The following is a 13841-nucleotide window of genomic DNA, read 5'->3' on the forward strand; positions in this document are numbered from 1 at the left end:
GACCGGATCATGCGGCCAAGCCCATCGCACGGGCACGATGCCGCGTTTGCGCATCGGCGGAGACACTGGCCCATTCGCTGCACCGGCGATCGGTGGGTAAGGCCCTGCGGATGACAGCTGTGCCGGCGTTCAAGCCGGTCTGATTTCCGCGTCAGACCTTTGCTTCGCATCAGAGCTTTGCGACGCAGGCATTGGCGCTGGAGCGCTTCCGCTCCGGTCGGCCGTGCGCCGCCTCGTCGGGGCTGACATCGCTGCAGGACTGCAGGGGCGGCCGGGCGATCGCGGCCTGCGCCGCCTGTCCGACCTGGCCGTGCCCGCGGGCATCGTTCTCGCCCATTACGTGCCGCCGGACGGAGCGGGCGATTGACCGATCTTCCACTGGAACGGGGGCTCGGTGCCGTTCACGGCGAAATCCCCGACGATGCGGTCCTTGTAGATCCGCGGATTGTGGGACGCGATCGTCCGGGCGTTGCGCCAGTGTCGGTCCAGCGCGAGACCGGACCGGGTGGCCGACGCGCCCAGGGCGTCGAACAGGATCGTTCCTGCGTCCAGGACGAGTCCGGTGAGAACGCTCTGGGCCTGCGCCAACTCGATCTCCGCCCTCACGTTGATCGCATGGGCTTCCTCCTCCCGCACAGCACCGATGCGGGCGTCGTAGGCGCGCTGGACGGCCTCCGCAGCCCGCAGGGTGATGGCGCCGGCGGCATAGGCGAGGCCGTGGACCCGCCCGACCACCTGGAGCACCTGCGGATCGGAACTCGGCCGGGCCCCCGCCGCATGGGAATAGGTCCGGTTGCGGTCCCGGACGGCGCTCGTCACCTCCGTGGCCGCGGCCCGGGCGATGCCGGTGAGGGTGGCGAGATGGACGGCCTGAAAGAAGGCCGGCCCGTAGGAGAACCGCGAGGCGGTCGGAAGCGGATCCCCTAGAACGTCGGCATCGTCGAAGACGGTCGAACCGCTGGCCGTGAGCCGCTGGCCGAAGCCGTCCCAATCGTCGACGATCTCGAGGCCCGGTCCTTTCGCCGCGACGATGGCGGAGGTCTCTTCGCCATCAGGACCAGTGCCGACCACGTCGATCCAGTCCGCGAAGAGAGAGCCGGTCGTGTAGAATTTCCGACCCGTCACGCCCCACCCCGCACCGCTGCGATGGATGCGGGTTTCGAACACGCCGACTTTGGTCGGGCCGGTCTCGGACCACGCTCCCCCGAACAGGTCGCCCGCCGTCAGACGCTGGATCCACCGCGCGCGGCGCTCGTCTTTCGGGCTGCCGACGGTGTCCTCCGCGAAGCCGAAATGATTTCGCAACGCCTGAGGCAGGTTGGAATCGGCCTCGGCCAACTCGGCGAGGAGCGCGAACAGGTCCGGCAGGCTCGCCCCGAACCCCCCCTCGGCCTCGGGGACCCGAAGGGCACCGAATTTCGCGTCCCGCAACGCGGCGAAGGCCGGATAGGGAAGGTCTCGGTTCCGTTCCCGTTCGATGGCGCCCTCGCGGATTTGGGCAAAGAGCGGCCGAAATCGCCCCGCGAGGGCCTCGTAGCGCGGGCTCGGCGCGACCCCCCAATGGGCAGATCCCTGTCGTTCCGAAGCAGTCATGGCGGTCTCGTGTCCTCCGGATGCGATGGGAGCCGGGCGCGGGTCAGTGGCGTGTCGGCGTGGCGCCCGGCTCACCGAGGTAGAGAGCGTCGAGCCGGCCGCTGGCCGAGAGGTCGCGGCCATTCCCGGTCGCGACGACGCGCCCGTTCTCGAGCACGACCGCGCGGTGGGCGTGCTCCAGGACGAGGTGAGCGCTCTGCTCGGCGATGAGGAGGCTCAGCCCCTCTTCGCGGTTCAGGCGAGCGAGGCTCTCGAAGATCTCGGCGACGACGCGGGGGGCGAGGCCCATGGAAGGCTCGTCCAGCAGGAGCAGCTTCGGACGCGTCATCAGGGCGCGGCCGATGGCCACCATCTGCTGCTCGCCTCCCGAGGTCAGTCCCGCCCGCGTATGCCGGCGCTCCCTGAGGCGTGGGAACCACGCGTAGATCCGCTCCAGATCGCGGGCGAGTTGCGCTCGGCTCGGTCGGCGGAGATAGCCGCCGATCTCCAGGTTCGTCTCGACCGTGAGCTGGCCGAAGACGTGCCGGCCTTCGAGCACCTGCACCAAGCCCCTTCGGACGAGGCTGGCCGGATCGAGCCGCGCGGTCGCTTCCCCCTGCCAGCGGACGTGGCCGCGGCGAAGTGAGCCGCGCTGCGCACCGAGCAGGTTCGAGATCGCCCTGAGCGTCGTGGTCTTCCCGGCGCCGTTCGCGCCGAGCAACGCCACGATCTCTCCTGCACCGAGGGAAAGGGAGACGTCCCTCAGCGCCAGGATGGCGTTCCCATAGACGGCCTCGATGCCGTCCACCTCGAGAAAGGCAGCCGGCGCCGTCATCGCGCGATCGCCTCGGCGGTCTCCTCGCTGCGGGGCGTGATGCCCTTCTCCCGGGCATAGGCCGCGGCGCGCTCGTAGATGCGCGGAAGGAGCAGGTCCCGGTCGGACTTCACCCAGCCGTGGCTGACCACCGCCCATTGCGTGCCGTCCCACTGCAGCACCTTGCCGGCGCCGCCTCCCTCATGGTCCTTCACCGAGAGACGGAGGGGCTGCACCAGCCCTTCCGCGCCCAGCGCCTTCAGGCGGGGCTCGTCGAGGACGAGGTGCTCCAGGCCCCATTGCCCTTGTGCGCCGTCGATCGGCTTGCGGCCAAAGCGCCCCTGCGCCGTCCGGATGGCCTCGACGGCGATGATCGCTTCGATCACGCCGGAATTGTAGTAGACCGATCCGAAGCTCTTCGGGTCCTTCAGGTCGCTCAGGCTCTTGTCGACGATGGCGGCCTTGATCTTCTTGAGGATCTCGAAGTCCTGCCCCGCCGGGAACGGTGTGATGGCGCGATATCCCTTCCCGACGCTGCCGGCCGGGCGCACGTCTTCCTCGGAGCCCGACCAGATCCCGCCGATGATGTGATCGACGGGGAAACCCGTCTTGGCGGCGGTCTTGATCGCCACCGGCGTCATCACGCCCCATCCCCGCAGGAACACCCAATCCGGCTTGATCTGCCGGATCCGCGCCCATTGCGCGGACTGGTCGTTGCCGGGATGCGGCACCGCGATCTGGATATTCTCGAAGCCGTAGGTCTTGGCCAGAAGGTCGAGGGGGATCTGCGTCTCCTTCCCATACGGGCTGTCGTGGTAGACGGTGGCGATCTTCAGGCCCTTGAGCCTGTCCTTCCCGCCCACTTGCTCGGCGATATAGTTGATTGCCGAGGAGGCCTCGCTCCAGAAGCTGAACAGAACCGTGAAGCTGTAGGGAAACACGCGGCCGTCGATGGCCTCCGTTCGGCCGTAGCCGGTGGTCACGAGGGGGATCTTGTCGGCCACCGACTTCTCGGTGAGCGCCTTCGAGACCGGATCGCCGTGGGGCAGGAAGAGGGGCACGGGCGAGCCGTCACGGCCGCCTTTCACCCGCTCGTAGCACTCCACGCCCTTCTCGACCGCCCATTCGGTCTCGCACTCGTCCCAGAACAGCTTGACGCCGTTGATGCCGCCTTCGACCTCGTTGATGTAGCGAAGGTAATCGATGGTCCCGGCCCAGACGGGAATGCCGGACGAGGCGTAGGCGCCCACGCGGAATGTTGGGAGCGGGAAGTATTGCCGGGCCGCGTCTCCGGCCGGGGCCGAGGTGACCGTGCCGGTTCCGAGAAGGGCGGCCAGCGCAACGATGCGCATGGTCCGTGCGAGGCGGGTCATCTGTCTTCTCCGAGAGGGTCAGGTCGGTGGGCCAGACGGCGCAGGCGGTCTACGAGGCTCCCGAGGAGCGCGGCGAGGCCGTTCGGCTCCTTGATCAGGAAGCCGATGATGAGGGCGCCGAAGACGACGCGCTGGAGATTGGCGATCTGCCCGCCGTCGAGGCCCGTTCCCAGGATCGTGCCGGACAGGTGCGAGAGCAGGATCGGCGTGAGCACGATGAACGCTGCGCCGAGGAAGCTTCCCGACAGGCTGCCCAGACCGCCGACGATGATGATGAACATCGCCTGGAACGAGCGATCGAGATCGAAGCTTCGGGCATCGACCGTACCGAGATAGGCGAAGGCCCAGAGTGCGCCGGCCACGCCGCTCACGGCAGCCCCGACGAAGAAGGCCGACAGCTTCGCTCGGGACACCGGGACGCCGATGATCGCGGCAGCCGTTTCGCCGTCGCGTACGGCGCGCCAGTCGCGGCCGGTCCGACTCCGCACGAGCCGCCACGCCACGGCCGTGACGACGACGACGCTCGCGAGCGTCAAGGCGTAACGCCCGGCCGGGCTCGACAGATCGCGGCCGAGCAAGGCCAGATGGGGGGCCGAGATCGCGCTCGACGTGGCGTAGTTCGAGAACCAGCCGACCTGATTGAAGGTCCACGCGATCAGGAACTGCGCCGCCAAAGTCGGCGCCACGAGGTAGAACCCCCTGATCCGCAGGCTCGGCAGGCCGACGACGAGGCCGACGAGGCCGGCGATCAGCCCTCCACCGAGCAGGCTGAAGGGCAGCGGGAGCACCGGCACCCTGAGCAGGAGGTTGTAGGTTGCGTACGCGCCGACCGCCATGAAGGCGCCCGTGCCGAGGGACGCTTGGCCCGCGAAGCCCATGGTCAGGTTCAGGCCGAGGCCCGCCAGCGCCATGATCAGGAACGGAATCAGGATCGCGTTGTACCAGTAGTCGTCCGCGACGACCGGCACCGCCACGGCGGCGATGGCAAGGGCGGCGAGAATGCCCGCTGCCCGGATCGGTGAACCGGCCGGCGTGGACGTCGCGGCGAGGGCGCGGCCGTCGAGGGCCGCGGCGGCGGGAGGCATCGCGTCAGACCCTTTCGATCGGCCGCTCGCCGAACAATCCGGCCGGCCGTACCAGCAGGAAGGCGACCGCAAGCCCGTAGGCGAACCACGTGGAGACGGATCCGCCGAGGAGCGGCCCGAGATAGATCTCGGCCAGGGCGTCGCCCGCCCCGACGATGAGGCCGCCGGCGATGGCGCCGGTGATCGAGGTGAATCCGCCGATGATGAGCACCGGCAGCGCCTTCAGCACCACGAAGGTCAGTGAGAACTGGACGCCCTGCCGTGCGCCCCAGAGCAGTCCCGCCACCAGCGCGACGAACCCGGCCACGGCCCAGACGGCCGCCCAGAGTGCCGGAAGCCGGATTCCCACGGACAGCGCGGCCTGTGGGTCGTCCGCGACGGCGCGCAGGGATTTGCCGATCCGGGTGCGTTCGAAAAACAGGGCGAGACCCAGGACCAGCGCGCCGGCACTGGCGGCGGCCACCAGATCGAACGAACTGACTTGGATCGGTCCGAGCGCGACCGGAAGGTCGGCGATCCCGAGGTCGAGTTCGTGGACGCGCGCGTCCATGAGAAACTGCGAGCCGCCCTCGATGATGTAGGACAGGCCGAGCGTCGCCATGAACAGGGTGACCTGCGAGCGGTTGACCAGCGGGCGCAGCACCACCCGCTCGACCGCCACGGCGAGCGTCACCATGATCGCCAAGGCGACGAGACCGGCGAGCCAGAACGGAAGTCCCTTCTCCGTCAGGGTCACGAAGGTCAGCGCAGCGCAGAGCACCATCGAGCCCTGCGCGAAGTTGAACACGCCGGACGCCTTGTAGATCAGCACGAAGCCGATCGCGACGAGGGCATACATCACGCCCGCGAGCACTCCGCCCACGAGCGTCTCCAGGAAGAAGCTCATCGCGCGGTCCTCACTGCGGCTTGCCGAGATAGGCGGCGATGACGGCCGGATCGCTGCGGACCTGGGACGGTGGGCCGTCCCCGACCTTGCGCCCGTAATCGAGGACGACGACGTGGTCGGAGAGACCGAGGACCACGCCGATATCGTGCTCGATCAGGACGATCGTCGTCCCGAGGGTGTCGCGCGCGGACCTGATGAAACGCGCCATGGCCCGCTTCTCCTCGCCGTTCATCCCGGCCATGGGCTCGTCGAGAAGCAGGAGCTTCGGTTTCGCGATCAGCGCCCGCCCGAGATCGACGCGCTTCTGAAGGCCGTAAGGAAGGGTCGAGACGAGGCGGTCGCGGTGGGCGGCGAGATCGAGGAAGCCGAGGATCTCGTCGGCTGCAGCGAGAAATCCGCGCGTCTCCGCGCGCGCGCGCGGCAGGCCCAGGGCATCGTCGAGGAGCGTCGTCCGGCTCTTGCGCGACAGGCCGGCGAGAACGTTGTCACGCACGCTCAGGCCGCCGAACAGGGCCGCGTGCTGGAAGGTCCGCCCGATGCCCCGCCGCGCGGCCGTGAACGGACGGATCTGTCCCAGGCGGCCGCCGTCGAACACGATCGCCCCGCCATCGGCGCGATAGACGCCGTTGAGGATGTTGAGGACCGAACTCTTTCCCGCGCCGTTCGGACCGATCAGGGCGCAGATCTCGCCGCGCGTCACCGAGAAGCTCAACGCGTCGAGCGCCTTCAGGCCTCTGAAGGAGAGTGAGACGTCCAAGACGTCGAGAAGAGGTTCGGGCATCGCCGCCCTCACTCGGCCGCCGCAAGGCCCGCGGCCTCGCGCGTCTTCACGGCTTCGATGTCCCGGTAGCCGTGAGCCGGATGGGACTCGGGCAAGTAGGCGCCGCGTCCGAACAGTTTCTCGCGCAGGGTCCCGGGCCTGTACGCCTTCGGATAGACACCGCGACGCTGCAGTTCCGGCACCAGCAGGTTGACCGTATCCTCGAAGGTCTCGGGCGTGACCGCATAGGCGAGGTTGAAGCCGTCGACCCCGGTCTCCTCGACCCATTCCTGCAGAATGTCGGCGACGGTCGTCGGCGAGCCGACGAAGACCGGCCCGATTCCGCCGATGCCGCCCCACCGGGCCAACTCGGCGATCGACCAGGGTTTCTCGTCCGCCGTGAAGGTCTCGACCATCGAGACAATGGCGTTGGTCTCGACCTTCTTCACGAGATCGGTCGGTGCGTATTGCCCGAAGTCGATCCCGCTCCAGCCCGACATGAAGACGAGCGCGCCGTCGTAGGATGCGTAGTTTTGATAGTCCTCGAACGTCCTCTGCGCGGCTTCGTCGGTCTCGGCGACGATCACGGTCGTGAGGTTGTAGATCAGGATGTCCTCAGCCGACCGCCCCGCGGCGACGGCCTTGGCGCGGACATCGGAGACATAGGCCCTGAGCATCGCCTTGAGGGGCGCGGCCACGAAGACGCATTCGGCATGCGTTGCCGCGAAGGCCTTGCCGGGGCCCGACGCGCCGGCTTGGTAGAGCACGGGTGTGCGCTGCGGTGAGGGCTCGCTGAGATGATAGCCGGGGACCGTGAAGTGCCGCCCGCGGTGGCCGATCTCATGGACCTTCGACGGGTCCGTGAAGATCCGCCTATCCCGGTCCCGCAGGACCGCCCCATCCTCCCAACTCCCCTCGAAGAGCTTGTAGAGAACTTCGACGTATTCCGACGCGACCTCGTAGCGGTTGTCATGGCGCTGCAGGCCGCTCTGGCCGACATTCCTGGCTCCGCTCTCCAGGTAGGACGTGACGATGTTCCAGCCGATCCTGCCCTTGGTGTGGTGATCCGCCGTCGAGAGTCGCCTTGCGAAGGTGTAGGGGGGCTCGAAGGATGTGGATGCAGTGATGCCGATCCCGAGATGGTCCGTGGCGAGGGCGATCGGCGCGGCCAGCTGCAGCGGATCGTTCACGGGGATCTGGGCCGCCTGCTCGAGGGCGTGCCAGTTGGAGCCCTTGTAGACATCGTAGTATCCGACGACATCCGCGATGAAGACGCCGTCGAAGATGCCACGCTCCAAAGTCCGAGCGAGATCCTGCCAGTATTCCAGGTCCTTGTATCGCCACGAACGGTCTCGCGGGTGGGCCCAGAGGCCGGGCGATTGATGGCCGACGCAATTCATGGCGAAGGCGTTGAAGCGAATGGTCTGGCCGGGCATGGCAGCGCGTCGCAGTCGGTGTGGTGAGGGCGGGAAGGTCGGGCGGTTCAGCCCGGAGCGAGGCCGAAGATCGCCGCCAGCGGGACGATCCGCGTGGCGTCAACGTAGACGCCGTCTTTCGAGCGATTATCCGTGTGCGGATTCCAGTACGGATCACCGTTCACGACGTACTGGACCACCGGCTCGAAGAAGATGCCGTTCCCTACGGCAAGATGAGCGTGGACCTCGAACACGAGCTTGTCGCGAGAACAGGCGCCGCCGGTGCCTCCTGAGATCAGGTTGGCCTGACAACCCCGCCGCAGCCAGCGAGGCCGCGTCGGGCGCCCGCGGCCCATGCCATTTGACGCCGCCATGGGGGGCGCCGCCGATCGCGCCGGCATCCGTCTGCGGGCCCGCCTCGCCCGTGACGGTCTCGACGGCGCTCGGCGACAGGGCCTCGGCGGAGAGAGGGGCAAGGAGTGCGAGACAGCCTCGCCGAACCCCGAGCCGGGATGAGACTCTGCGAGAGATGGCGGAAGGTGCAAACTGCATCGGCGAGTCGTCTCGGTATAGCAAGGACATCCGAAGTGATGCCCCAGTAAAGAATCATATTGTTTATATTTTTTCGGGGAAAGATCGCTTGTGTCCCCTCAGGCAAAGAACTTATGCGCAAAAGATATCGTCGTTCAAGAAAACAGAATGCCATTTTGCTTGAGGCGACGAGGCTAAGATTCCGCTTCGTCGAGGGCGGGTGGAAGGACTCTTCGATTGGCCTGCAGCGCCTCGGATCTGCGCACCGGACGCACTGGGGGCGAGGGTCGGCCGGTTGGAATGTTGTTCGTGTGACTTGCTTCGTCGGCGAGCGGCGTTGCGTCGGAGGCGCAGATCCTCGCTTGAGCCGCCCCTTTCCATCGCGGCGCGTTCAGCGCGCTACCGGTCCGGCCGGTGAAGCGCACGACCCTCGACCTGGAACGATGTCCATGTTTCCTGGTTTCGAGATCCCTAAATATTCGCCCGTCTCAAGTGCAGTTCTGTTCGGCTGGTTCAGAAGCACCTTGAGGCTGCTGCCGAAGAGCCGGCACTTGGATTTTGGCCCTGGCAGCAAGCGTGACCAGTCTCGACCTTGGCCCCGACGGACCGGACCGTGCACGCCATCGTCGTGTGACCGCGCGGCACAAAGCCATTCTGCTCGATTTTCGACGCTGCCGTCCTGCCCTGGGGCGACAAGCGTCACCATGGGGCAGGTTCGCGTTGCGCAGAGGTGCCCGCCCGCAACGATCCGTGGGGCATATTGGCTGGTCTCGGTTGGCTGCCGTTGTCATGCGCGCAAGCCGGCGCACGCCGTCATGTCGCGTGCCGCTTTCGGGCACTGCCTTGGGGGACTTGGACGACCCAAATGGGCGCGCATCCGTCGACCGACACGATCCGGGCGAACGGGCGAACTTACGGATTCGGCCGCCGAAAGCCGATGGGCAGGAAAGCACCCAACCCAGTCATTCTGAAGCGCCCCCGATCCGGCGGTCATGGCCGGAAGCAGAATTCCCGCTTTGTGAACCTTATACTTGGGACGCGGACCTTTCATCGTTCCGCGATGGATTGCTTCCATGCCTGACCGGCGCGTGCCCATGGCGGAACCGTCAAGGGGGGCTCGCAACGGTCGAGATCGCGAGGCCCCGCAGGAGTAGCGCTAGGTCGCGGGCGACATCGCCGCCGCGGGCGCGGACTTGCGGTCCATCGCCGAGACCACGAACGCCGTGAGGAATGCCAATGGCATCGTCACGATCGTGGGCGGATCGATCGGGAAGATCGGTGCGGCGTTTCCGAGCACCTTCACCCAGACCGGCGGGCCGAGAACCGTCAGGACGGTCGCGCCGACGAGCCCGGTCACCCCTCCCGCGATGGCGCCCCGGGTCGTCAGGCCGCTCCAGTACAGCGCCAGGATCAGCAGCGGCAGGGTCGAACTGCAGCTGACCGCGTAGGCGAGGCTGATCATGTAGGCGACGTTCTGGGTCTGGAAGGCGATGCCGAGCAGTACCGAGATGATGCCGAGGCCGACCGTGGCGAGCCGCGAGGCGCGGATTTCGCTGCGCTCCGTTGCCCGGCCCCGGCCGATGATGCGGGCGTAGAGATCGTGCGAAACCGCCGAGGCTCCCGTCAGCGTCAGTCCTGCGACCACCGCCAGGATCGTGGCGAACGCCACGGCGGAGACGAGGCCCATGAGCGTGTCGCCACCCAAGGCGTGCGACAGATGGACGGTGGCCATGTTGCCGCCGCCGCGGATGGCGCCCTTGGCGTCGAGATAGGCCGGGTCCCCGCCTATGATGGCCAGCGCTCCGAAGCCGATGACGAAGATGAGGGCGAAGAAGCCGCTCTGGCACATCACCGCCCAGAACACCGACACGCGGGCGGCACGGGTATCCGGGACGGTGAAGAAGCGCATCAGGACATGCGGCAGGCCTGCCGCCCCGAGCATCAGGGTCATGCCAAGGGAGATCGACTGCCACACGCTGCCCGAATAGACCTGGGGCATCATCATGGCCGCGTGCTTCGGATGCACCGCTATGGCCTGGGCGATGAGGCTGTCGTAGTCGAATCCGAAGCGCGCCAGGATGAGCAGCGCGATCGCGACGCCGGCGGCGAGCAGCAGCGTCGCCTTGACGATCTGCACCCAAGTCGTCGCCACCATGCCGCCGAACATCACGTAGCAGATCATCAGCGCGCCCACGAGGATCTGCGCGTAGAGATAGTCCAGCCCGAAAAGCAGTCGGATCAACTGTCCCGCCCCGACCATCTGGGCGATGAGGTAAAACATCACGATGACGAGGGTGGCGACGGCAGTAAAGATGCGGATCGGCGTTTCCGACAGGCGCGTCGCGAGGACGTCGGCCACCGTGTAGCGGCCGAGCTTCCTCAATCTCTCGGCCACCAGGAAGACGACGAAGGGCAGGCCGGTCGCGTAGCCGACGGCGAAGATCAGGCCGTCGAAGCCGGAGGAGCAGATCAATCCGGCGAGGCCGAGGAGCGCGCCGGCCGATATCATGTCACCGGCCAGCGCGATGCCATTCTGGAAGCCGGAGATCTGGCCCCCGGCGGCATAGAACTGATCGGCGGATTGAGCGCGCCGGGCCGCCCAGTAGGTGATGCCCAGCGTCACGATGACGATGCCGACGAACATTCCGATCGCCGCGGCGTTCAGGCCGCCGCCGGGATCGCCCGCGAGCGCCGGGGCGGTCGCGCCCAGGAGCAGCAGGGTGGCCAATAGGGATCTTCGCATGGGGTCGCCTCCTCAGCGCGCGGTGAGACGGTTGGCGAGCAGGACGTAGAGTCCCGTCAGGATCATGGTGGACAGGATGGCGAGGAGGCCGCCGACGGTGGCGACCGTCACGGCCATCCCGGGCGCGATCGGCCGCGTCATGGTGGCGGGCGAAACGATGAAGGTGCCGACGAAGCTGCCGTAGATCACCGTTTGAATGCACGCCATGATCCATCCGAGTCGGGCCTGCGGCAGATCGTTCTTCGGGACTTCGAGATGTGTTTCCTCTGCTGACACCGTTCGACCTCCGGCTTCGACGCGTTGATGTTGGATCGGGCGTTTATTCGGCAGCCTTCGATGCGGCATCGGCGACCACGTGGCCGAATCCGTTGTTGACGCGGCTGCGTTGATACTTGTTGAGCCAAGTTTTGAACTGGACGGGCAGCATGTCGTAGGGGCGCGCCTCGCCCAGAACCATCGCCGCGTAGACCGGCCAGTGGGGGTTCGCGAGCATCGGCCTGCCGAGCATGACGATGTCGACTTGGCCCTCCCTGACGATCGACTCCGCGAAGACGGGATCAGCCAGGTTCCAGTTCGCGGCGGTCAGGACCCCCGCCTCCTTGCGGATTCGCTGCGCCGCCGGGACCATGAAGCCCTCCTCGTCCCACGGCGTTTGGGCGCGGCCCGAGTTGCCGCCGAAGGAGACGTCCACGAGGTCGAGTCCCCGGGGCGCGAGGAGGCGAGCCAGTTCGACCGACTCGTCGATGGTCTGGCCGCCGGGTGCGAATTCCGTCACGCCGAACCGCATGGAGAGCGGCAGCCGCTCGGGCCATTCCGAGCGGACGGCCTCGAAGACCTCGACAAGCAGCCGGCTGCGCCCGGCGAAATCGCCGCCGTATTCATCGGTGCGCCGGTTGGCCAGGGGCGAAAAGAAGCTCGACAGGAGGAAGCCGTGCGCGCAGTGGATCTCCAGCCACTGAAAGCCGGCGTCCCGCGCCCGGCGTGCGGCCTCGGCGTACTGGCGCGTGACGGTCGCGATATCGTCGTGCGTCATGGCCCGCGGGATGCGCGGCATGACCCCGCCGAACGCATCCGCGGAGGGGCCGATCATCTCCCACGCGTCGGGGTGATCTTCCGGCAGGTGGCCGCCGCCTTTCCACGGAGGCTCGACGCAGCCCCGCCGGCCCGTGTGGCCGAGCTGGATGCCGGGCACGGCCCCGACGGCCGAGACGAAGCGGGCGATCCGGGCCAGGGCCTCACCCTGCTCGTCGTTCCAGATGCCCGCGCATTGCGTGGACATGCGGCCTTCCGGCGACACGGCCGCCTGCTCGACCACCACGAGCGCGGCGCCGCCCGCCGCCTTCGAGCCCAGATGGACCAAGTGCCAATCGTTCACGAGGCCGTCCGGCGACGAGAACTGGGTCATCGGCGAGACCGCGATGCGGTTGCGCAACGTGACATCGCGGACCCGGAGTTCGCTGAACAATGAGGACATCGTGCCCGCTCTCCACGCACGCTCCGTCCAGCCGAATATCCTGCCGGAGAAGCGGGCTATCTGCTCGAAATTGAGCCAATACAGTTGCGGAACGAGCAGTCGAATGCCGAGCTGTCCGCCAGTGATGACTTGTTCAAGCCCTAGACTGCCCTTAGCTTTGGACGGCACTCTTCCAAATTCGGGCCGGGCTCGAACAGATTCCGGACAGCGTGCAGCGCGGAGGCTGGCGGGACGTGCCGACAGGGTCGGGGACATGACGAGCGCGACGATGCAGACGCGTGACATCGGCTCCTGGCCGAAGAATATCGCGCTGGCCCGCAGCACGGGGCGGGGCTGGCGGGACATTCACGCGCAGCACGTCGCCGTCGAGCCGTGGACGGGGACACTCGATCCGGTCGGCAATCCCTGCCTCGGCTACTGCGTCGCGCGTCCGGCCCAGATCCGTCGACGCATCGGGCGCGGCGGCGCGACCGAGGCGAGCACGTTGCGCCCCCGGCAGTTCCACCTGATCCCCGCCCACCACAAGAGCGAGTGGCAAAGACGCGGACGCTCCGAGATGCTTGCGATGCATCTCCGCCAGGGCTTGATCGACGAGACCGCGCGCCAGATGTGGAGTGCGACGGCGCCACGGGTCGAGCTCGACATTCCGCTCGGAACGTCTGATCCGCTCCTCGAGCAGCTGGCCCTGGCCATCCTGGAGATCCTGCGGGAGGAGCCCGATGCCTCATCGGCGCTCTATGTCGACGAGCTGGTCCACGCGATGGTCGTGCGCCTTGTCCGGGCCTATACGGCGAACGGTCGCTCATCACGGACGGTATTGGACAACGATGCGCTGGATCGCGGCGAGATGCGGCGCATCCGCGACCTGATCGAAGAGCGGCTCGCCGAGGATCTCTCCCTCGAGGCGCTTGCCGCCGAGATCGGCGTATCCCCCCGCACCCTATCCCGCGTGTGCCTCAAGCAATGGGGAACGACGGTTCACCAGTATGTCCTCTCACGCCGTGTCGAGCGGGCCAAGACCATGCTCCTCTCGACCGACCTTGCCGTCACGGCGATTGCCTTCGATACGGGCTTCTCCAGTCAAAGCCATCTGGCAACGGCTTTTCGGCGGTTGACCGGGCTCACACCGAAACATTACAGGCTCATTGGCAGATCGTAAATCTCAAGTTGTTCTGACCAAAATTATAC

12 protein-coding genes and 1 pseudogene are annotated in these 13841 nt (G+C 67.2%); 1 reads left to right on the top strand and 12 read right to left on the bottom strand.

From position 1 onward, the window contains the following. Nucleotides 1-169 precede the first annotated feature (169 nt). The 12 genes and pseudogenes from BM396_RS32715 to BM396_RS08750 all read right to left on the bottom strand — a co-directional run bounded on the left by BM396_RS32715 (nt 170) and on the right by BM396_RS08750 (nt 12977). On the bottom strand, nt 170-337 hold the full coding sequence (locus BM396_RS32715) for a hypothetical protein (protein WP_158713267.1): 168 nt from the start codon (nt 335-337) through the stop codon (nt 170-172). Next, nucleotides 337-1593, bottom strand: a complete 1257-nt coding sequence (locus BM396_RS08700) for an acyl-CoA dehydrogenase family protein (RefSeq protein WP_043379256.1) — start codon at nt 1591-1593, stop codon at nt 337-339. The genes BM396_RS32715 and BM396_RS08700 overlap by 1 nt, the downstream gene beginning before the upstream one ends. A 43-nt stretch (nt 1594-1636) precedes the next feature. After that, the gene (locus BM396_RS08705; RefSeq protein ID WP_043379252.1) at nt 1637-2407 is read right to left on the bottom strand and encodes an ABC transporter ATP-binding protein; all 771 of its coding nucleotides are present in this window, start codon (nt 2405-2407) and stop codon (nt 1637-1639) included. Beyond that, on the bottom strand, nt 2404-3759 hold the full coding sequence (locus tag BM396_RS08710) for an ABC transporter substrate-binding protein (protein ID WP_043379247.1): 1356 nt from the start codon (nt 3757-3759) through the stop codon (nt 2404-2406). The genes BM396_RS08705 and BM396_RS08710 overlap by 4 nt, the downstream gene beginning before the upstream one ends. Beyond that, on the bottom strand, nt 3756-4844 hold the full coding sequence (locus BM396_RS08715) for a branched-chain amino acid ABC transporter permease (RefSeq protein ID WP_043379245.1): 1089 nt from the start codon (nt 4842-4844) through the stop codon (nt 3756-3758). Before BM396_RS08715 ends, BM396_RS08710 begins: the two co-directional genes overlap by 4 nt. A gap of 4 nt (nt 4845-4848) precedes the next feature. After that, entirely contained in the window at nt 4849-5730 is an 882-nt protein-coding gene (locus tag BM396_RS08720; RefSeq protein WP_043379242.1) for a branched-chain amino acid ABC transporter permease, read from the bottom strand. A 10-nt stretch (nt 5731-5740) separates the two neighbouring features. Next, nucleotides 5741-6511 carry an ABC transporter ATP-binding protein gene (locus BM396_RS08725; RefSeq protein ID WP_043379239.1) on the bottom strand — a complete coding sequence of 257 codons (771 nt, stop codon included), beginning with the start codon at nt 6509-6511 and terminating at the stop codon, nt 5741-5743. A gap of 8 nt (nt 6512-6519) precedes the next feature. Further along, a complete protein-coding gene (locus tag BM396_RS08730; protein WP_043379236.1) occupies nt 6520-7926 on the bottom strand; it encodes an LLM class flavin-dependent oxidoreductase in 1407 nt (468 codons plus the stop codon). Nucleotides 7927-7973: 47 nt separating this feature from the next. Further along, nucleotides 7974-8210: pseudogene (locus BM396_RS08735) on the bottom strand (porin); the annotation flags it as partial. 1382 nt (nt 8211-9592) lie between these two features. Further along, on the bottom strand, nt 9593-11179 hold the full coding sequence (locus tag BM396_RS08740) for a sodium:solute symporter family transporter (RefSeq protein WP_043379231.1): 1587 nt from the start codon (nt 11177-11179) through the stop codon (nt 9593-9595). A gap of 12 nt (nt 11180-11191) precedes the next feature. Continuing rightward, nucleotides 11192-11524 (bottom strand): DUF485 domain-containing protein, encoded by a 333-nt coding sequence (locus BM396_RS33650; RefSeq protein WP_274926487.1) that lies wholly within the window; start codon nt 11522-11524, stop codon nt 11192-11194. After that, complete coding sequence (locus BM396_RS08750) at nt 11499-12977, bottom strand: NADH:flavin oxidoreductase/NADH oxidase (protein WP_244538843.1); 1479 nt, start codon at nt 12975-12977, stop codon at nt 11499-11501. The genes BM396_RS33650 and BM396_RS08750 overlap by 26 nt, the downstream gene beginning before the upstream one ends. Between BM396_RS08750 and BM396_RS08755 the strand changes: the two genes are divergently transcribed. Beyond that, entirely contained in the window at nt 12922-13812 is an 891-nt protein-coding gene (locus BM396_RS08755; protein ID WP_244538844.1) for a helix-turn-helix domain-containing protein, read from the top strand. The genes BM396_RS08750 and BM396_RS08755 overlap by 56 nt on opposite strands. Nucleotides 13813-13841 lie beyond the last annotated feature (29 nt).

Source organism: Methylobacterium sp. UNCCL125 (genome assembly GCF_900116795.1).
Classification (GTDB): domain Bacteria; phylum Pseudomonadota; class Alphaproteobacteria; order Rhizobiales; family Beijerinckiaceae; genus Methylobacterium; species Methylobacterium fujisawaense.

What these genes read in the sequence shown, in the direction of transcription:
- BM396_RS32715 (WP_158713267.1), bottom strand. Translation starts at nt 337, where the DNA reads ATGGGCGAGAACGATGCCCGCGGGCACGGCCAGGTCGGACAGGCGGCG.
- BM396_RS08700 (WP_043379256.1), bottom strand. Translation starts at nt 1,593, where the DNA reads ATGACTGCTTCGGAACGACAGGGATCTGCCCATTGGGGGGTCGCGCCG.
- BM396_RS08705 (WP_043379252.1), bottom strand. Translation starts at nt 2,407, where the DNA reads ATGACGGCGCCGGCTGCCTTTCTCGAGGTGGACGGCATCGAGGCCGTC.
- BM396_RS08710 (WP_043379247.1), bottom strand. Translation starts at nt 3,759, where the DNA reads ATGACCCGCCTCGCACGGACCATGCGCATCGTTGCGCTGGCCGCCCTT.
- BM396_RS08715 (WP_043379245.1), bottom strand. Translation starts at nt 4,844, where the DNA reads ATGCCTCCCGCCGCCGCGGCCCTCGACGGCCGCGCCCTCGCCGCGACG.
- BM396_RS08720 (WP_043379242.1), bottom strand. Translation starts at nt 5,730, where the DNA reads ATGAGCTTCTTCCTGGAGACGCTCGTGGGCGGAGTGCTCGCGGGCGTG.
- BM396_RS08725 (WP_043379239.1), bottom strand. Translation starts at nt 6,511, where the DNA reads ATGCCCGAACCTCTTCTCGACGTCTTGGACGTCTCACTCTCCTTCAGA.
- BM396_RS08730 (WP_043379236.1), bottom strand. Translation starts at nt 7,926, where the DNA reads ATGCCCGGCCAGACCATTCGCTTCAACGCCTTCGCCATGAATTGCGTC.
- BM396_RS08740 (WP_043379231.1), bottom strand. Translation starts at nt 11,179, where the DNA reads ATGCGAAGATCCCTATTGGCCACCCTGCTGCTCCTGGGCGCGACCGCC.
- BM396_RS33650 (WP_274926487.1), bottom strand. Translation starts at nt 11,524, where the DNA reads ATGCCGCATCGAAGGCTGCCGAATAAACGCCCGATCCAACATCAACGC.
- BM396_RS08755 (WP_244538844.1), top strand. Translation starts at nt 12,922, where the DNA reads ATGCAGACGCGTGACATCGGCTCCTGGCCGAAGAATATCGCGCTGGCC.